Origin of the sequence: Streptomyces sp. XD-27 (assembly GCF_030553055.1) — a bacterium.
Taxonomy (GTDB): Bacteria; Actinomycetota; Actinomycetes; order Streptomycetales; family Streptomycetaceae; genus Streptomyces.
This window is the reverse complement of record NZ_CP130713.1, coordinates 222,381-239,723: the sequence shown is the minus strand read 5'-3', so window position 1 is coordinate 239,723 and position 17,343 is coordinate 222,381. Positions and strand designations below refer to the sequence as shown.

The following is a 17,343-nucleotide window of genomic DNA, read 5'->3' as shown; positions in this document are numbered from 1 at the left end:
GCCGGGGTGCTCAGCGCGTACCGGTGAGGACCGGCAGCGACTCGGGGTGGCGGGCGACGGCGACGCGGTAGGGGAGCGCGGAGCCGTCGGCCGCCAGCCGCAGGTCGGGCAGGCGGCGGAACAACTCCGTGAGGGTGGCCTCCAGAACCAGCCGGCCCAGGGCGGCCCCGGCGCAGTAGTGCGGCCCGTGGCCGAACGTCAGATGTCCCGCCGGAGCGTCCCGGGCGAGGTCCAGCTGTTCGGGGTTCGGCCACGTCCGGGGGTCGAGGTTCGCCGCCTTGAAGGAGAAGACGACGACGTCGCCGCGCGCCACGTCGCATCCGGCGATGCGCAACGGCTCGGTGGCGAACCGGTAGTTGCTGCCGGAGAACGGGGCCGACAGGCGCAGCACCTCCTCCAGCACCCGCCGGCTCCCTGCCGCGTCCCCGACCAGCCGGTGCCTGGCCTGCGGGTTGCGCAGCAGATGCAGGCTGCCGGAGGAGGCGGAGGCGATGGTGGAGTCCAGCGCGGCGAACATGGCGCTGATGAGCATGCCCACCAGATCCTGCCGGTCGGGGACGGCGCCGGAGCGGTACGCCCGCAGCGCCGAGGTGGCGATGTTGTCCGCCGGATCGTGTTCCGCCTCCGCCAGCGCCGCCCGGATGTGGGCGGACAGGCGTGCGGCCGCGTCGAGCATGTGCGGCGCCTGCGGGTGATCGGTGCTGCTGAGTACGCGCACCAGGCCGGCGGCGTCCACCCGGCGCCGCGGGGGGATGCCGATGAGGTCACCGGCCACGTTGGTGGCGATGGGCAGGATGTAGTCCGTGACCAGGTCCGCCTCGCGGCGCCGGGTCAGCGCTTCCAGCGCCTCGGCGACGGTGCGGTGGACGAGCGGCGCGCGGCGCCGCACCGCCGCCTTGTGCAGCTGCTGGGTGAAGATCGCGCGAAGTCGGCGGTGCTCGGTGTGGTCGCGGCTGAGGGGACTGGGCAGGACGGTGAGGAAGTCGGTGGCGTAGCGCATGTGTGGCATGCCGTGGTGCGAAGGCAGCACGGAGCGGGCGTCGTTGACCAGGCGCCGGTCGTTGAGCCACTGGCGGGCCACGTCGTGTCTGAGGACCAGCCAGCCGGGGAACCCGGCGGGCGTCGGGGCCAGCCTGACCGGGCCCCGGCTGTGCAGACTGCGGTAGAAGGGAAACGCCCGCGGCTCGCTGCTGCAGGGCAGGAGCCGGCCGGCCGCCCGCTCCGAGCGGCCCGGCGCTGCGGGGGCGGCGGGCGCGGCGGGGACGGCGTACGGGCAGGCGGTGGTGTTCACAGCCGGATCACCATCAGGCCTGTGCTGGTGCCCGCTGCCAGGCCGACGAGCGCGATCAGGTCGCCGGGCCGGGCCTTGCCGGTCTCCATCGCCCGTACCAGCTGGAGCGGCAGCGAGGCCGAGGCGACGTTGCCGTGCCGGGGCAGGGTGAGGATCAGCCGGTCGGCGGGGATGCCGGGGTCCTCCGGATACCGCTCGACGTCCGCGACGGCGACCTGGTGCACCCCGACGAACGCGAAGTCCGCCCACCCCAGGCCGAGTTCGTCCAGCAGCGGTTGCAGGGAGCCCCAGCCGAGCCCGTCGATGCTCCTGCGCAGCCGGGAGCCGTCCATCTCGAAGTACGCCCGCTCCTGGTCGGGATCGCGGGCGACCGTGCCGCCGAAGCGGAAGGTGGCCGAGTCCCACGCGGCCGAGTCGGCGGCGAACCGGCTGCCGAGCACTCCCGGAGCCGAGGGGGAGGTGTTCGCCCCCGCCCTGAGCAGCAGGGCGGCGCCCGCGTCGGAGAACCCGTAGGAGGCGAACGAGCGGAAGAACGTCGCGTTGTCGCCCACCCGTAACCGGGCGGTCAGGGACGGCGCCTCGCCGCAGGTGATCAGCACCGTGCGGTAGCGGCCCGCGGCGATGAGCGCGGCGGCGACCTCCATGCCGTTCAGCACGCTGTTGCAGGCGTTCTTCACATCGAAGGCCGGGCAGGTCAGACCGAGTTTGGCCGCCACGATGTGGCCGGTCGCGGGCTCCGCCATGTCCTGACTGCCCGCCGCGAAGATCATCAGCTCCACGTCCCCGACGGACGCGCCGCTCTCTGCCAGCGCCTTGCGCGCCGCGGCCACGGCGAGGTCCGACGCCTGCTGGTCGGGCGCGACCAGATGCACTCCTTCCACACCGGTCAGCCGGCGCACCAGTCCTGCGGGAGGGACGAAGGGGGCGCTGGCCGCGGCGATCTGCGCTTCGCGCTCGGCGATGTCGATCCAGCGCTCCGCCAGGTGAACGGCCGCTCCCGCCACACAGGCCCTCATGTCGGTCATCTGCCCGACCGTAGTGACCCGCACGTCGCGCCCTCGGCAGCCATCGCCGCACCGGCCGCCCCTTTCACCCGTAAAGCGGATGATCGGCTATACGGATTTTATGATGAATTACGGGGGTGGATGCGGAGGCCGCCCACTCCGCCTTCGGGTCGTCGGCCCGCTCCAGAAGGCGGCCGATCCACGGGGCGTCGGCCGTGCCGGGCGTCACGCGTCCTCATCTGCCTCCTGCCACCCCAAGCGGACGACTATGTACCCCTCTCCCGGCCCCGGCGGCCGGGTCCACGACCGGGTAGTGACGGTGTGGAGACGACCGTGGGTCAGGGTGAAGCGCGGCAGCGAGACGCCGAACTCGGCGGCGATCGCCTCCAGAGCGCGGCGCTCACCCAGGCGTGCTGCGTCCGCGTCCGAGGTATCCGCGTCCACGGTATCCGCGTCCGAGGTGCCCTCAGTCGCTTCCGGAGCGAAGAGGCGGTCAGGGTCCAGCGCCGCCGGTATCGTCCCGCTCCGGCGGATCGTCGTGCCCTGGATCGTGAACGCATAGGCCTCCTCGCCGTTCTCCGCGACGGAGAGGTGGAACAGCTCGGGGGACCCGTGCGATGCGGCGGGAGCACTCCAGACCACGACCGCGCGGCCACCACGCGAGGCGGCGACGGCCGGGGAGGTGAACCGCCGCTCGTCGAAGGGGCTCGGCCATTCGTCGAAGGCGAAGCTCCAGCCCGGCCCGGCGCGGCCGACGGAGGCCAGTGCCTTGTCGTCGTACGACGAGCTCCCCCGGCCGCTCCGCAGCTCCCAGCGCGCGTCCGATGTCATCGGCTCGTGCAGCACCGCGTTCTCGTCGGCGCCGACGAGGGCGGGCAGGTCGGCCGGGTCCACGCCCTCCACCAAGATGAAGCGGTACGACTCAGGGCTCCTGCCCGGTTCCGGCTCCGCCAGCCACGCCAGGCCCCCGGGGTCGAGGTCCATCGTGGGTGCCGGAGCTTCGCCCGGCTCCCCGCCCCTGGTGGTGGCCAGCAGCTCCCGGCCCCGCTCCGGCGTGACCAGCGGGCCGAGGACGGGGTCGGCCAGCAGGCCGAGCGGCGCGAGGTGGTCGGGGCCCAGCGGCCGCCACCGCGGCAGCGCGGCGAGCAGCGTCCGCCACGCCGCGTCCGCCGCGCCCCAGCGCGCCTGCTCCCGCGCCCTGTCCACGGCCCGCCCGAACGGGCCTGACGCGGTGTAGCGGTAGCTCCCCTTCCGAACCTGCCGGAGTATCCCGTCCGCCGCCTCGCGCACCTCGTCGGATGCGCCCCGCACGTGATACGACCACATCTCCGCGTCATGCCCGTTCTCCACATGGTCCACCGCCAGCACGGGCAGCACCTCGGGGGCGTACACCGGGTCCGCGGCGAGTTCGTCGAGGTCCACCATGGAGGTGTGGCCCTGCAGGCGCCGGATCTGGTCGCACAGCGCCCGCGCCCGGGGCCTGCCGTACTCCGCCGCCTCCGCGAAGGCCGTCTCGGCCCGCTCGTACTCCCCGCGCAGCGCCTCCCGCCGCGCGTCCTCGACGGCCGCGTCCAGCTTCCGCGTCGTGTCGTTGGCGAACTCATTCTCCGGGCGGTCCGCGCGCAGCATGTGGAACTCCCGGTACATGTCCTCCATGAACTCCCGGAAAGACGCGTACCGTTCCGGCGGCATGGCAGCCCAGCTCTTGTAGCAGTACACGGCCCACTCGCCGCCGTCGCCCACGTCCCCCGGATCCAGCAGCACGTACACCGAGTCCGACTCCACGTCCAGCTGCAGCGCGCGGTCCCACATGCCGGCCTCCAGGACCTCCTCCGGCAGGGAGTCCTCGTCCAGGTCCTCCTGGTACATCTCGCCGAGCCCGGACTCGTCCTCGTGCCAGCGGGCCTCCTCGGTGCCGGCGAGCAGCCAGACGAAGCCGCCCGCGTGCCGCCACCCATCACTGACCTCGAGGAATGCCCGGTACGACGGTGGCAGCCGGTGGCCGAGCCGCTCTTCCGTCGCCGCTATCCGCGCGCCGGACGCGGGCGGGAAGCCCAGCCAGCGGTCGCGCCGGGCCTCCGCGTCGTCCTCGTCCTGTCCGTGGGGCGACTCGTCAGGGTCGTACGAGTCCGCCCACTCCTCGCTCCACCGGGTCAGGAAGGACTGCCAGTCGAAGGTCGTTTCCGTCATGTCAGTGATGGTTCCACCCACCACTGACAACCCCCTTGTCCCGTACGTCAGTCCAGCGGCGCCGCGGGCGCCGCGCGCCCCGGACCGGCCTCGGCGACGTGCGGCAGGACGTCCTCCAGTTCCTGCAGCAGCCGCCGCTTCGGCCGCGCCCCGACCAGTTCCTTGACCAGCTCGCCGTCGCGGTAGACCTGCAGGGTGGGGGCGGCGAGGACGTTGCGGGCGACCATCGTGGCCGGGTTCTCGTCGGTGTTGAGCTTGGCGACGGTCAGGCGGTCCGCCTCCTCGCGGGCGATCTCGTCGAGGACCGGCGCGAGCTGCCGGCACGGGCCGCACCAGGGCGCCCAGAACTCGACGAGAACGGGCCGCGTGCTGCGCAGGACCAACTGGTCGAAGGTGTCGTCGGTCACGGTGACGACGGCGGGCTGTGTGGTGGTCACGGTTGATGTCCTCTGCTTTCGGGCGGTCAGGTCGGGACCCGGCCGGAGGTCAGGGCGGGACCCGAACGCCGGGTCGGGACCCGGATGTCAGGTGGGCCCGTCCCGGAAGCCGGGCCGGGATCATGCCGAAGTCAGGGGGAGAACGCGCAGCGCGGCTCGGCCGCCCGGGACTCGACAGCCAGCTCCAGCTGCGCCGCCACCCGCTCGCGCACCTCGCCGAGTCGCGCGATGCACGCGTCGAGCTCGGCGAGCTTGCGCCGGTATACGGCGATCGAGTCGGGGCAGCGGTCGCCCGCCTCGTGCCCGCCGCGCAGGCACTCCACGAACGGCCGGGTGTCCTCGAGACCGAAGCCGAGGTCCAGCAGCGAGCGGATCTCCCGCACCATCCGCAGGTCCTCGTCTCCGTACTCGCGGTAGCCGTTGGCGGCCCGCCGGGCCCGCAGCAAACCCTGCGCCTCGTAGTAGCGCAGCGACCGCGTGCTGACCCCGGTCCGCTCGGCCAGTTCCCCGATCCGCATGGCGGCTCCTCCCTGGTTCACCCGAGACGCTAGACCTTGACGCCGGTGTCAACGCCAGCGCCGGGGACCAGCCTGCCACCGGGCGGCCGCCCGACCGCCACCGGGACCACCGCCCGACCGCCGCCGGGGGGGCGACCCGGACCAGGACGACCGTATTGCGCCAGGCTCGCCAACTCGACGGCCACGGGCCCCTTCCCATACGGCGGCGCCATGCCCGACAACCACTTCGGTCTGGTCGACGGCGGCCGGATGTCCCTCCGCACGCGGCTGGAACCGCTGGGCGCAGGGGACCACTGGGCCGCGTCCCGGTACCACGCACGCGTGGTGGGCGCGGCGGGGGACGGCCGTACGCCAGACGGGCTGGCCGGCGGCGGACGGGGCCGCACCCTGGGCGGCCCGGCCCCGCTCCACACGCTGACGGACGTGACGGTCGTACGGTCCCCGACGGCGCGCACGAGGTGACGGTCGACTGGGTGAACGGCCCGACCCACCGGGCCCGCCTGACGCTTGAGACGGTCCGCGTCGACGACTGACTGGATGAGGGCCTGTCCGTTTACGTCCCGAAGCGTTCCAGAGCCGACCGGGTCAGGCCAGCTCGTCTGCGAGCAGGTCCATCAGGAGACCGTCCTGCCAGGCGCCCGTCCGATGGTCGCGCGCGTACGCTCGCATGATCCCCACAGGTTTGAACCCGACCTTGCTGTAACAGCGGATCGCCGCGGTGTTGGCCGCGGCGGGATCGATGGTCAGCCGGTGATGGCCGCGTTCCCGCACCAGCCACTGAGCCAGCGTGCGTACCGTGTCGGCACCGAGTCCCTTCCCGTGATGCCTTGCCGACAGGAAGATATCGATGCCGGCATGGCGGAACTCGGGATCGGTCTCCTCGTCGAACTGGACGGCGCCGATGACCTCACCCCCGAAAACGACGGCCAGCATGTCCTCATAGTCCTCCGGGGGCGACCACCACGCCGCGACTTCCGGTTCTCTGACGATCCTGTCGAGAATCTCGGCATCGCCATCCGTCACCGATCGCAGCACGACCTCGTTCCCATGAAGTTCCATGCCCTCATTCTCCCTGGATAGCGGTGAAGGCGCTCCCTGTTTTTCGAACGCTTCGGGTCGTATTGCTCGTCTCCCGTCTCATTCAGGGCAGTGGGCTATGACGCGGCCCAACTTTCCGGCCTGAGAGGTGTTTACGAGTCGACTCGCTTGCTGGCCGCGCTTGGAAGTCAGCCGCTCCAGCAGCCCCGGGATCTCCTCGGGGCGGGGTTCGGGCTGCTCGCGGAGTTGGTCAAGAGCAGCCGGGATCGGGGATGACGCGTCGGCAGGCACGGTCTTCCACTCGGATCACGGGGCGTCGAGAACTCCATGATCTTCGAAGCCCGTGCGCGGGCCGGCCCCAGCTCCGGTGACGCGCGGCGCGCACCTGCGCGAGCTGCCTGGCCTCCCTCGACGAACAGCGCTGTGGGCAGGTCGGACAACGCCTGGATCCGCACCTAACCGAGTGCCGGCGGGTGCTCGGCTGGACGGCGTCCCCAGGCCGAGATCAGCGGCGCGAGTGTCAGGTCGAGTGTGCCCGCGTGGATGGCGGCCAGGTGCGCGTCGATCTCGGCGTCGTCGGCCAGGCCGGCCGCGAGCAGCTCGCCGCGCACGTGCCGGATGGTCGCCGCCTCCAGCCGGTCGCAGGCCGGCCCGCCGACCGGGAAAGAGCCCCCCGCGGCGACATCTACCAAGCCGGCCTCACGCAATGCCCGCGGCAGTGTCCGGCCGTAGCGCAGGTCCGCGCCGCGGCGCGTCAGCAGCTCCCGGACCGCGTCACGCAGCCGGTTGGCCCGCCGCTGCGCCGGGCCGCTGTCGTCCAGGCATGCAAGTGGCTGCAGAGCGGTATCGGCGTCCTCGACCAGCAGCCAGCCGCCGGGCCGCAGCGCCGCCGCCATCGTGGCCAACGCCCGAGCCCGGTCGGGTACATGGACCAGCACGAGCCGAGCGTGCACCAGATCGAACGTCCCCGGCTCCGGGGGCGGATCAGCGGCGACGTCGTGCTGGCGCACCTCGTACCCGTCGCCTGCCGTCAGCCACGACGGGTCGATGTCCGTGGCCAGCACGTGCCCGGTCGGACCGACGGCCGCCGCGAGCGCCTCCGGGATACTGGGGCCACCGGCCCCCACTTCCCAGCAGCGCGAGCCAGCCCTGACCCCCAGTCGATCGAAGTGCCCGCGCGTCACACCGTCGAACAGCTCGGCCAGCCAAACGAATCGCTCGCCCGCCTCGGCGCGCGCGTTGTCCAGCAGGTACCCGCGGGCGGGAGCGGACTCTCCACCGAGCGCGGTAGTCCCGCCTGTCGTATCCGGTCGGACACCGACGTGCGGCGGGCGGGGCGAGGAGGTCATGACTACATGGTCAACCTTCCCAGGCCACCAGCGCCACGACGACGGGAGAGGGATGTCTCACACAGCCGGCCAACCCCGCACGTCCTACGCACGGTTCTGCACCGTGACGTGCCGGAAGGGGTACATGTATTCGGCCCCCACAGCCATGTCGAGCGCGGCGAGACCAAGGTGGGCGTGGTCGGGTTCAGCCTGCCGGACAACGAGAACGCCACGTCGTTCGAACTGCGCGGTCCCACGAAGGAAGCCTCCATGGACACCGACCGATTCGCCTGTGTTCCGGTCAGGGCCCCGGACCGGACCGCGGGCTGACGAACAAGCACCCGAGCCGAGGCCGGGTGCTCGCCGTCGGCAGTCCGTCGGTGGTGTTCAGTGGGCGTCGGCGTCCTCGGGCGTGCTGCGTGCCAGGGCGGCCAGGGTGTCCAGCGCGGCGCCCAGCACATCCGGCGGGGGCGAGGCCAGGCCGATGCGCACCGCGCCGGGGGCCCGCCCGCTGCCGACCACGAACGCGGCGGCGGGGGTGACCGCGATGCCCCGGCGGGCGGCGGCGGCCACGAAGGTCTCGGCCCGCCACGGTGGCGGCAGTTCCCACCAGCAGTTGTAGGCGGCCGGGTCGGCGCACAAGGTGCCACCGGCCAGCCGGGTGGCCGCGATGCGCTGCCGGGCCGCGGCGTCCTCCCGTTTGGCGTGCACGATACGGGTCACCGTGCCGTCCCCGATCCAGCGGGTGACGGCGTCCAGCGCGAAGCGGGTCGCCGTCCAGCCTCCGGAGCGCAGCGCCGCCCCGATCTGCTCGGCGAGCGGTGCCGGGGTCACCGCGAATCCGGTGGTGAGGCCGGGGGCCAGCCGTTTGGAGAAGCTGTCGACCAGGATCGTGCGGTCCGGGGCGTAGCCGGCCAGCGGCGGCGGCCCGTCCCGGAGAAACGCCCAGACGGTGTCCTCGATGGCGTACAGGTCCAGTCGGTGCAGGGCGTCCGCGAGTTCGGCGCGGCGTGTGGCGGACATGGTCGTGCCGAGCGGGTTGTGCAGGGTCGGCTGGAGGTAGACGGCGTGCGTCCGGGCGACCCGGCAGGCGGTGACGAGGGCGTCCGGCCGCAGTCCGTCCGTGTCGGTGGCCAGCGGCACGAGGGTGACGCCCAGCCGGGCGGCGACGGCCTTGACCACGGGGTAGGTCAGTTCCTCGACGCCGAGCCGCCCGCCGGGCGGGACGAGGGCGGCGATGGCGGCGGCGATGGCCTGCCGGCCGTTTCCGGCGAACAGCACCCGGCTCGGGTCGGGCGCCCAGCCGGGCCTGGTGAGCAGCGCGGCGACGGCGTCCCGGGCGGCGGGGGTGCCGGTCGCGGCGACCGGGCGCAGCGCGGCGGCCAGCAGGTCGGGGCGGAGCAGCGGTGCCAGCCCGGCCGCCAGCAGCTCCGACTGGCCCGCGATCGCCGGGTAGTTGAGTTCCAGGTCGATGCGCTGGGCGGCAGGTTCGGCCAGGGCCGGGCCCGGGACGGGGGGTTCGGCGCGGACGAAAGTGCCGCGGCCGACCTCGCCCACCACCAGGCCGCGGCGGACGAGTTCGCGGTAGACGCGGCCCGCGGTGGAGTTGGCGATGCCGTGGGCGCGGGCGAAGGCCCGCTGGGTGGGCAGCCGGTCGCCGGGGCGCAGCCGCCCCGCCGCGATGTCCTCGGCCACCGCGTCCGCCGCGTGCCGGTAGTCCTCCATCGTCCGCTCCCGTCTCGGGCATTGCCCCGTATTGCACCGAGGGCAAAGTTATCATTGCACTCACCCGGTGGCCCGCCTAGCATCCACTCAACAGGGTCTGGCGAACGGGGAACTGATGAATACAGCGCTGGTGAACGGCATATCGATCGGGTACGACGACGAGGGGCCCCGGGACGGCGCGACACCTCTGCTGCTGGTGCACGGGCACCCCTTCGACCGGTCCATGTGGCGGCCCCAGCTCGCCGAGGCGGCCCGCGCCGGGCACCGCGTCATCGCCCCCGATCTGCGCGGCTACGGAAGCTCCGCGGTGGTGCCGGGCACCACCCCGTTCTCCGACTTCGCGGCGGACCTCGCCGGGCTGCTGGACCACCTGGGGATCGACGGCGTGGTGCTCGGCGGCCTGTCGATGGGCGGCCAGATCGCGATGGAGTTCCAACGGCTCCATCCCGACCGGGTGCGGGGGCTGCTGCTCGCCGACACCTCCGTGGAGCCGGAGACCGAGGAGGGCAGGGCGCGGCGCCACGCCATGGCGGACCGGCTGCTGCGGGAGGGCATGGGCCCGTACGCCGACGAGGTGCTGGACATGATGGTGGCGCCGTACAACATCGAGGCGCTGCCGGATGTCGCCACGCATGTGCGCCTGATGATGGGCGGCACCCGGCCGGAGGGCGCCGCGGCGGCACTGCGGGGCCGCGCGGCGCGGCCGGACTACCGCCCGGTACTCGCCCAGGTCGCGGTGCCCGCGCTGGTGGTGGTCGGCCGGGACGACGCCTTCACCCCGCTCCGGGACGCCGAGACCATGCGGCGGCTGATCCGGGGCGCGGAACTGGCCGTGATCGAGGGGGCGGCCCATATGCCCAACCTGGAGCGACCGGCGGAGTTCACCACGCTGCTGCTGCGCTTCCTCGACCGGATCGGACACCGGCGGGCGGCACGGACCGCCGGGACCGGGGCGGAGTCCTGACGATCCCGCGTCGCCGCGGACTTCCCCTGGCCGGACGGGCTGAACTCAGCCCGTCCGGCCAGGGCGGCCGGGGCCCGCGGTGGATCCCTGCGCGCACCCCGGCGCGGAGTCCGAGACGCGCCCCACAGCGGGGCGGGGCCGGGGAACGGACCCGCCCGCACCAGGACAGCCGCGTCAGGCGGTCTCCTCGCACGCGAACGTGAACGAGAACTCCGCCGGCGCCACCGCCAGCCGGTACCGCGGCAGCACCGTCGGCCCGCACGACTCGCTGCCGATGCCGTGCAGCCCGTGGTCGAGGTTCAGCCACACCGTGTCGGCGGACGGGACGAGGTCCGTGGTGTGGGCCGCGGCGTCGAGCTGCTCGCTGGTCCAGCGGCGCGCCGTGAGCCAGAAGTGCGGCCGGCCCTCGACGCGCAGGCTGCGCCCGTCCGACGCCGAACTCAGGCGCGCCCAGCGCACGTCCGCCCGCGCCCCGTTCTCCTGCGGCCGCACATACGGCGTCTGCAGGTCGTCGACCTCCATCTCCCACCGCGTGACCCGCGAGGCGGCCCGGGTGTCGGGGTACGCCTCGCCGGGGCCGCCGCCGAACCACGTGGCGTGGTCGTACGACGCCGGGACGCCGAGCCGGATGCCGAGCCGCGGCAGCGGGCAGGGCCAGTCGCCTTCCGGCGTGACCGAGACGGTCAGGTGCAGCCGCTCCTCGGACGCCGTCCAGCGGTAGACCGTCCGCAGGGCGAGGTCCACCGCGGCCGGGGCCACCCGTGTCACCACGATCAGGGCCCGGTCCGCCCCGCCCGCGCCGTAGTCTCCACAAGTCCCGTTCGACGACATCCCCACCGACACTACCCGGTGCCGCATCCGGTGCAGGCCGAGCTCCCGCCACCGCAGGCCGTTGCGCGGGTCGTCCGGCTGCCAGGGGCGCCGTTGTCGTTGTCCGTCGGCGCGCGCCAGACGTCCAGCCGCGCGCCGCCGGTGACCGGGACGGCGCCCACGGCGAGCAGCGTGCCGCTCGCCGGGTCGAAGGCCGCGGGGCCCAGACGGATGACGCCGTCCGCGTGGCGCGGGGCCACGGTGGTCATGGCGCGAGGGGGCCGGGAGCGGGGGCGCTCCGCCGCCGGGAACTGGGCCCACGCCACCCGGTGACCCGCGTCCGCCCACGCCGTGTCGGCGGCCAGCACCGCCTGTACGGTCCACAGGGCCTCGCCGTCCCGCTCCGCGTCCGGCGCGCCCGGCAGCTTGACGTCGGCGGACTCGCCGGGGGCCAGCGGCGGCACGGGCAGCTCGCCGGAGCCGACCGCCTCGCCCTCGACCTCGTAGGCCCAGGTGAACGTCAGGTGGGCCAGGTCGGCGAAGTCGTAGGTGTTGGTGACGCGCAGCGTGCCGGCCGCGCCGTCGCCCTCGATCCGGACCGGCTCGATCACCTTCTTGTACTCGACCAGCCCGGGGGAGGGCGTACGGTCGGGGAACAGCAGGCCGTCGCAGACGAAGTTGCCGTCGTGCAACTCCTCGCCGAAGTCCCCGCCGTACGCGTAGGACAGCTCGCCCTCGGGCCGCGCCGGGCGATGCCGTGGTCGATCCACTCCCACACGAAGCCGCCCTGGAGCCGCTCGTGACGCTCGAACAGCCGCTGGTAGTCGGCGAGCCCGCCGGGCCCGTTGCCCATCGCGTGCCCGTACTCGCACTGGATGAAGGGCAGCGCCCGGCGCCTGGCGTCCAGGTCCGCTTCGCCCCACGGGGCCTCGGCGCGCCGCCCGATCAGCTCCACCTCCTCGTGCGAGGCGTACATGCGCGAGTAGACGCCGGTGTCCTTGCAGGACAGGTCGCCCTCGTAGTGGATCACGCGGGACGGGTCGCGCTCGCGGATCCAGCCGGCCATGGCGGTCAGGCCGTGGCCCGTGCCGCACTCGTTGCCCAGGGACCACATCACGATGGAGGGGTGGTTCTTGTCGCGCTCGACCATCCGGCGGGCCCGGTCCAGGAGGGCCGGGGTCCACCGGTCGTCGTCGACGGGGTTGCCGCGCCAGCCGAGGGCGACGAAGCCATGGGTCTCCAGGTCGCACTCGTCGATGACCCACAGGCCCAGCTCGTCGCAGAGATCGAGGAACGCCGGGTGCGGCGGGTAGTGCGCGGTGCGGACGGCGTTGATGTTGTGCCGCTTCATCAGCACCAGGTCGCGGCGCATGGTCGCCAGGTCCACCGCGCGGCCCGCCTCCGGGTGGAACTCGTGCCGGTTGACGCCCCGGAAGAGGACCGGTTCGCCGTTGACCTTGAAGAGGCCGTCCTCGACGGCGACTGTACGGAAGCCGATGCGCAAGGACAGGCGCTCGCCCGCCGTCACCAGCTCCGCCTCGTACAGGCGCGGCGTCTCCGCCGTCCACGGCTCGACGGGGACGGTCGCGCTCGCGCCGGTGGCCAGGTCCAGGCCCAGCTCGGGAACGGTGACCCGGCCGCGCGGCTCGGCGTCCACGCGCAGTGTGCCCTCCCCGCTCACGTGGTCGTACGAGGCGTGCACGAAGACGTCCGCCACCGCCCCGGCCGGACGGTGCAGCAGTGTCACGTCGCGGAAGATGCCCGGCAGCCACCACTGGTCCTGGTCCTCCAGATAGCTGCCGGAGGACCACTGGTGGACGCGCACGGCCAGCACGTTGCCGCGCCGCCGCAGCAGCCCGCCCCCCGCTCCGCCCGCTTCCACGGCTTCGACCGTTCCCACGGCTCCCACCGCGAACTCGTGCGGCAGCCGACTGCCCTTGAACGTGCCGAGCTCCCGCCCGTTGAGCCACACCCGCGCGCAGGACTCGACGCCCTCGAAGCGCAGCACCGCCTCCCCGCCGTCCGGCCAGTGGTCCGGGAGGTCGAAGACGCGGCGGTGGTCGCCGGTGGGGTTCTCGGTCGGCACGTGCGGCGGGTCCACCGGAAAGGGGTACAGCGTGTTGGTGTAGATCGGCGCACCGTGCCCGCGCAGCACCCAGTGCGCGGGCACGGGCAGCCGGTCCCAGCCGGAGTCGTCGTACGCGGGGTCGGCGAACGACTCGTCCTCGGCGGTGGCCGTCGGCGAGAGCCGGAGGGCCCAGTCGGGCCCGTTCAGGCTCAGCCTCGCGGCGTCGGAGTCCGGGGCCCAGGCCCGGGGCGGCAGGAGCCGCTCGCCACCGCCGGGGGACACGTCCTCGTAGTAGGGGAGTGGAGCGTCGTAGGGGAGTGGCGCGTCATGAGAGGTGGGGCTCATCGCTCTCCTCGGTCAGCCCTTGATACCGGTCTGTGCGACACCATCCTCCTCAAGGAAGCGGTTGGGGGCATGAGGCCGGATACGCCAGAAACCCGACCGGCTCGGCGCCGGCGGGTGCGGGGCGCGGGAGTTCCAACCGGATCGTGCCGGGCCTTCGTACGGCGGGGTCAGGAGGTCCGGGCGTGGTGGTCCAGCAGGCGGGTGAGCAACTGCACGAGCTGGTCGCGTTCGGCCGGACTCAGCGGCGCGAGGAGTTCGTCGTGGAGGTCGTCCAGGACCTTGTCGAGGCGGCGTAGGTGACGGCGGCCTCGGGCGGAGATCGTGATGATGTTGCGGCGCCGGTCGTCGGGGTCCGGCGCCCGCTCGACGAGGTCACGCTCGGCCAGCTCGTTGAGCACGCCGACCATGTCGCTGCGGTAGATGCCGGTGCGCCCGCTCAGCACCGCTTGGCTGCCCGGCCCGAAATCCTGCAGTGAGGCGAGCACGGCGTAGTGCCACTTGCGGGCGTCGACCTGGGCCAGCCCGTCGTTGATCAGCCGGTCCGACCGCGCGGACAGCTGCGACAGCAGTCGGCTCGCCCGTCGACGCAGCCTGTCGGGCGTCTTGGGCGCGCCGTCGTCGGGCATGTCCGCGGCTTCGGCTCTGATCATGGCGCCCATCCTACCCGTTGCGTTAGTTCGACTAACGATGTACGTTCACTCGCGTCGAGAACGTTAGTGCAACGAACGTTTATTGAGTGAACGTCAAGGAAGGAAGATCTTGCCCATCAAGACACTGCAGATTCCCACCGCCGACGGCCAGGCCGACGCCTTCGCTGCCTTCCCCGACCACGGCGACCGGCACCCAGGGGTGCTGATGTACGCGGACGCCTTCGGCATTCGGCCCGTGCTGCGGGAGATGGCTCGCGAACTGGCCGGGCACGGGTACTACGTACTCGTCCCCAACTTCTTCTACCGGCATGGCTCGGCACCGCTGATCGACCTTCCCGAGCACATCGGAGAGGAGGTCCGGCCCGCGGTCGTCGCCCAGCTGATGCCCTTGATCGAGGCGCACACCGCCGAACGTGTGCTGAGCGACGCCGACGCCTACCTCAGGTTCCTCACCACCCAGCCCGAGGTCGGCGCCGGACCGGTCGCGGTGACCGGCTACTGCTTCGGCGGCCTCCTGGCGATGCACACCGCCGCGGCCCACCCCGGCCAGGTGGCCGCCGTCGCCGGGTTCCACGGCCCCGTGGGCGCCGACGGGCCCGACGGCCTGCGCCGCCTCCTCTCCACGCTCACCGCCCAGGTCCACCTCGGCCACGCCGAAACCGACATGACGCCCGAGGCCCTCGGCGAGCTCAACCGGGCCCTGGACGCCGCGGGTGTCGGCTACACCTCCGAGATCTACCCCGGTACCGTCCACGGCTTCACCATGTCCGACACCGACGCCTTCGACCCCTCCGCACTGCAGCGCCACTGGGACCGCCTGCTCCCCCTCCTCGACCGCACCCTGGCCAACAGCTGAGGCTCCGGCCCGGAAACCAGGAGGGGGCGCCGCTTATGGCGCCGTGCCGGTCGCATCGATCGCCCGCACGGCGGATCAGTGCGCCAGCGCGTACGCCTGCCCGCCGCGGGGGCTCGCCGCCGCCACGACCAACCCGTCCGCTCCGCTGCCGGTGACGCACACCTTGCCCAGCGTGTACGCGTCCACGAGGTCGATCTCGTGACCGCGGCGCCGGAGCTCGGCGAGCACGTCCGGATCGGCGCCACGCTCCATCACGAGCGCCCGGGGGCGGGCCCGGCGCGGGCTGAACGACGACGGCACGTGGTCGGTGTGGAACGTGAGCGCCTCCACCGCAGCCTGCGGGCCGAGCCCGAACTCCACATGGTCGAGGAAGAAGTTCACGGTCCACTGGTCCTGCTGGTCGCCGCCGGGGGTGCCGAACGCCAGGTACGGCCGCCCGTCGCGCAGGACCAGTGTCGGGCTGAGCGTGGTCCGCGTGCGCGGATCGCGGCCGGTCGCGGCGCACGCGTCCTCCAGCCGCCGAACCTGGTCCAGGACCAGGGGAACGGCCCGTTCGTAGGGCACCAGGTCGAACCCGTTGGGCGCGCCCGAGGTGACCCAGGTGTCCGCGTGCCGCGCGGCCAGCCGCATGCCTCGCGGCCCGGCGGCCGCGACGGCGAGCGGGACGTGGGGGCGCCGCGTGGACACCGGTTGCAGCACCACGTCGTGGCACGTGTAGTGGGTCCCGCGGTGATCGACCGGTTCCTGCCGCAGCAACATGCGGGTCAGCGCCACGAACTAGGCGAACCGGGACGCGCGCTGGGCCGGGGACAGCGGCGTGGAACGGAGCATGTCGGAGTCGTAGCCGCCCGCACCGATCCCGCACAGTGCGCGGCCGCCGGAGATGTCGTCGAGGGTCATGACCTCCTTGGCGAACATGGCCGGGTTGCGCAGGCCGGGACTCGCGACCAGGGGGCCGAGCCCGATGGCCGAGGTGGCGGTCGCCGCCGCGGTCAGGGTCGGCACCGCGCCGAACCACGGCTTCTCGCGCAGCCACCGCCAGACCACGTGGTCGTAGGTCCAGGCGTGGTCGAAGCCCAGTTCCTCGGCCCGGCGCCACAGTCGCCGGGCGGTCTCCCACCGGTGCTCGGGCAGGATCACGACTCCGTGACGCAGACCGCCCATCGGCTACCCCACGCCCTCGGCGCGCGACAGCGCGACGACCTCGTGCCGCGAGAAGAGGTCGTCCACCGCGCGGCCGGCCACCGCGAAGCCGGTCTCGGCGGCTTCGGCACCGTCTTCCGCCGCACCGGCCGGATACAGCCCGTTCACCGCGAGATCCTGGGAGACCGCGACGAGCCTGCGCAGCAACTGGCCCACGACGTGCCCCGGAACACCTCGCGCACCGGCCGGTAGTCCGGCGCCCAACTGCCGCTGAACCCGCGGTGCTGGCGGTACATGCTCGGCCGGATGACGCTCTGGTAGACCTCCCGGGGACAGGAGCTGCCGTAATCCAGCATGGCGCTGTAGCCGCGCACGTACTCGGTCAGAGACCGCACGGCCGCGGGCCGGGCGACCCGCCCCGCCCGCAGGTCGTCCAGCAGCCATGCCATCAGCCGCCAGATGACGAAGCTGACCTGGTGGCCGGTCACCCACCGGAACCAGTACACCGTCTCGGGCTCTGCGCCCGCTCCGAGCCGGGGCAGCGGTGGGTCCCCTGGAGCGACCTGCCGGATCCGCCGGCACGCCTCGTGGAAGGCGCGGCGCGGCGGGTCGGCTTCCACGGCGGTGTCCGCCGCCTTCGGCTCCGGCTCACCCGGCTGGGGAGGGTGAGTGGTTCGAGGCCGTAGGGGAGCCCGCCGAACGACCAGCCCGCGCGGGTGGGAAGGTCGGCCAGAACCATCCCGGCACCCATCACCGGTCACCCGAGAGGTGGGTGAACTCGCATTCCAGGCCGTTGACGTCGAACACGTAGAAGCTCTGCGTGCCGTCCGCATCGGTCACGATGTCGGTCGGACCGTCGGTCAGCGCGAAGCGGTACCGGCCGGAGTCGAACAGCCGCAACCACCGGTCGCGCCATTCCCGCAGTTTCTCCGCCGAGCCTGCCGCCAGGCACACGTGCTGGAACTGCACCACGCTC

The 17,343-nt window shown here is 73.0% G+C and carries 16 protein-coding genes and 3 pseudogenes; 4 read left to right on the top strand and 15 right to left on the bottom strand.

Annotation, left to right across the window (positions count from 1 at the left end; translation table 11 throughout):
• Window positions 1-10: 10 nt before the first annotated feature.
• From Q3Y56_RS00945 to Q3Y56_RS00920, 6 genes and pseudogenes are all read right to left on the bottom strand, one after another.
• Window positions 11-1,291 carry a cytochrome P450 gene (locus Q3Y56_RS00945; RefSeq protein WP_304460090.1) on the bottom strand — a complete coding sequence of 427 codons (1,281 nt, stop codon included), beginning with the start codon at window positions 1,289-1,291 and terminating at the stop codon, window positions 11-13.
• The gene (locus tag Q3Y56_RS00940; protein ID WP_304460089.1) at window positions 1,288-2,316 is read right to left on the bottom strand and encodes a 3-oxoacyl-ACP synthase III family protein; all 1,029 of its coding nucleotides are present in this window, start codon (window positions 2,314-2,316) and stop codon (window positions 1,288-1,290) included. Before Q3Y56_RS00940 ends, Q3Y56_RS00945 begins: the two co-directional genes overlap by 4 nt.
• 127 nt (window positions 2,317-2,443) lie before the next feature.
• A pseudogene (locus Q3Y56_RS00935) lies at window positions 2,444-2,524 on the bottom strand (short-chain dehydrogenase); the annotation flags it as partial.
• Complete coding sequence (locus tag Q3Y56_RS00930) at window positions 2,521-4,485, bottom strand: SMI1/KNR4 family protein (protein WP_304460088.1); 1,965 nt, start codon at window positions 4,483-4,485, stop codon at window positions 2,521-2,523. The pseudogene Q3Y56_RS00935 and the gene Q3Y56_RS00930, both read right to left, overlap by 4 nt.
• A 47-nt stretch (window positions 4,486-4,532) precedes the next feature.
• Window positions 4,533-4,922: a thioredoxin gene (gene trxA, locus Q3Y56_RS00925; protein WP_304460087.1), complete on the bottom strand. Its 390-nt coding sequence runs from the start codon at window positions 4,920-4,922 to the stop codon at window positions 4,533-4,535.
• A gap of 131 nt (window positions 4,923-5,053) precedes the next feature.
• A complete protein-coding gene (locus tag Q3Y56_RS00920) occupies window positions 5,054-5,440 on the bottom strand; it encodes a MerR family transcriptional regulator (protein WP_304460086.1) in 387 nt (128 codons plus the stop codon).
• 210 nt (window positions 5,441-5,650) lie between these two features.
• Between Q3Y56_RS00920 and Q3Y56_RS00915 the strand changes: the two genes are divergently transcribed.
• The gene (locus Q3Y56_RS00915; protein ID WP_304460085.1) at window positions 5,651-5,902 is read left to right on the top strand and encodes a hypothetical protein; all 252 of its coding nucleotides are present in this window, start codon (window positions 5,651-5,653) and stop codon (window positions 5,900-5,902) included.
• 123 nt (window positions 5,903-6,025) lie between these two features.
• Here the strand turns inward: Q3Y56_RS00915 and aac(6') are convergent, their stop codons facing one another.
• Both aac(6') and Q3Y56_RS00905 read right to left on the bottom strand, forming a co-directional pair.
• Complete coding sequence (gene aac(6'), locus Q3Y56_RS00910) at window positions 6,026-6,499, bottom strand: aminoglycoside 6'-N-acetyltransferase (RefSeq protein ID WP_304460084.1); 474 nt, start codon at window positions 6,497-6,499, stop codon at window positions 6,026-6,028.
• 434 nt (window positions 6,500-6,933) lie between these two features.
• Window positions 6,934-7,827 (bottom strand): methyltransferase domain-containing protein, encoded by an 894-nt coding sequence (locus Q3Y56_RS00905; RefSeq protein ID WP_304460083.1) that lies wholly within the window; start codon window positions 7,825-7,827, stop codon window positions 6,934-6,936.
• A 108-nt stretch (window positions 7,828-7,935) separates the two neighbouring features.
• On the opposite strand from Q3Y56_RS00905, the gene Q3Y56_RS00900 reads away from it, so the two are divergent.
• Complete coding sequence (locus Q3Y56_RS00900; protein ID WP_304460082.1) at window positions 7,936-8,136, top strand: hypothetical protein; 201 nt, start codon at window positions 7,936-7,938, stop codon at window positions 8,134-8,136.
• A 57-nt stretch (window positions 8,137-8,193) separates the two neighbouring features.
• On the opposite strand, the gene Q3Y56_RS00895 is transcribed toward Q3Y56_RS00900, so the two are convergent.
• Window positions 8,194-9,531, bottom strand: a complete 1,338-nt coding sequence (locus tag Q3Y56_RS00895) for a PLP-dependent aminotransferase family protein (RefSeq protein WP_304460081.1) — start codon at window positions 9,529-9,531, stop codon at window positions 8,194-8,196.
• Window positions 9,532-9,646: 115 nt separating this feature from the next.
• Between Q3Y56_RS00895 and Q3Y56_RS00890 the strand changes: the two genes are divergently transcribed.
• Entirely contained in the window at window positions 9,647-10,495 is an 849-nt protein-coding gene (locus Q3Y56_RS00890) for an alpha/beta fold hydrolase (protein WP_304460080.1), read from the top strand.
• A 174-nt stretch (window positions 10,496-10,669) separates the two neighbouring features.
• On the opposite strand, the pseudogene Q3Y56_RS00885 reads toward Q3Y56_RS00890, so the two are convergent.
• Window positions 10,670-13,718 (bottom strand): annotated as a pseudogene (locus Q3Y56_RS00885) (glycoside hydrolase family 2 TIM barrel-domain containing protein).
• A 167-nt stretch (window positions 13,719-13,885) separates the two neighbouring features.
• On the bottom strand, window positions 13,886-14,368 hold the full coding sequence (locus Q3Y56_RS00880) for a MarR family winged helix-turn-helix transcriptional regulator (RefSeq protein WP_304460079.1): 483 nt from the start codon (window positions 14,366-14,368) through the stop codon (window positions 13,886-13,888).
• Between the two features lie 109 nt (window positions 14,369-14,477).
• Between Q3Y56_RS00880 and Q3Y56_RS00875 the strand changes: the two genes are divergently transcribed.
• On the top strand, window positions 14,478-15,224 hold the full coding sequence (locus tag Q3Y56_RS00875) for a dienelactone hydrolase family protein (RefSeq protein ID WP_304460078.1): 747 nt from the start codon (window positions 14,478-14,480) through the stop codon (window positions 15,222-15,224).
• 75 nt (window positions 15,225-15,299) lie between these two features.
• Here Q3Y56_RS00875 and Q3Y56_RS00870 read toward each other — a convergent pair.
• From Q3Y56_RS00870 to Q3Y56_RS00855, 4 genes and pseudogenes are all read right to left on the bottom strand, one after another.
• Window positions 15,300-16,388: pseudogene (locus Q3Y56_RS00870) on the bottom strand (LLM class flavin-dependent oxidoreductase).
• A 3-nt stretch (window positions 16,389-16,391) separates the two neighbouring features.
• Window positions 16,392-16,535, bottom strand: coding sequence for a hypothetical protein (locus Q3Y56_RS00865; RefSeq protein ID WP_304460077.1), 144 nt, complete (start codon window positions 16,533-16,535; stop codon window positions 16,392-16,394).
• On the bottom strand, window positions 16,532-16,987 hold the full coding sequence (locus Q3Y56_RS00860; protein WP_304460076.1) for a hypothetical protein: 456 nt from the start codon (window positions 16,985-16,987) through the stop codon (window positions 16,532-16,534). Before Q3Y56_RS00860 ends, Q3Y56_RS00865 begins: the two co-directional genes overlap by 4 nt.
• A 130-nt stretch (window positions 16,988-17,117) precedes the next feature.
• On the bottom strand, window positions 17,118-17,339 hold the full coding sequence (locus Q3Y56_RS00855; protein WP_304460075.1) for a hypothetical protein: 222 nt from the start codon (window positions 17,337-17,339) through the stop codon (window positions 17,118-17,120).
• Window positions 17,340-17,343: the final 4 nt, after the last annotated feature.

What these genes read in the sequence shown, in the direction of transcription:
- Q3Y56_RS00940 (WP_304460089.1), bottom strand. Translation starts at nt 2,316, where the DNA reads ATGACCGACATGAGGGCCTGTGTGGCGGGAGCGGCCGTTCACCTGGCG.
- Q3Y56_RS00930 (WP_304460088.1), bottom strand. Translation starts at nt 4,485, where the DNA reads ATGACGGAAACGACCTTCGACTGGCAGTCCTTCCTGACCCGGTGGAGC.
- Q3Y56_RS00920 (WP_304460086.1), bottom strand. Translation starts at nt 5,440, where the DNA reads ATGCGGATCGGGGAACTGGCCGAGCGGACCGGGGTCAGCACGCGGTCG.
- Q3Y56_RS00915 (WP_304460085.1), top strand. Translation starts at nt 5,651, where the DNA reads ATGCCCGACAACCACTTCGGTCTGGTCGACGGCGGCCGGATGTCCCTC.
- Q3Y56_RS00905 (WP_304460083.1), bottom strand. Translation starts at nt 7,827, where the DNA reads ATGACCTCCTCGCCCCGCCCGCCGCACGTCGGTGTCCGACCGGATACG.
- Q3Y56_RS00895 (WP_304460081.1), bottom strand. Translation starts at nt 9,531, where the DNA reads ATGGAGGACTACCGGCACGCGGCGGACGCGGTGGCCGAGGACATCGCG.
- Q3Y56_RS00890 (WP_304460080.1), top strand. Translation starts at nt 9,647, where the DNA reads ATGAATACAGCGCTGGTGAACGGCATATCGATCGGGTACGACGACGAG.
- Q3Y56_RS00880 (WP_304460079.1), bottom strand. Translation starts at nt 14,368, where the DNA reads ATGATCAGAGCCGAAGCCGCGGACATGCCCGACGACGGCGCGCCCAAG.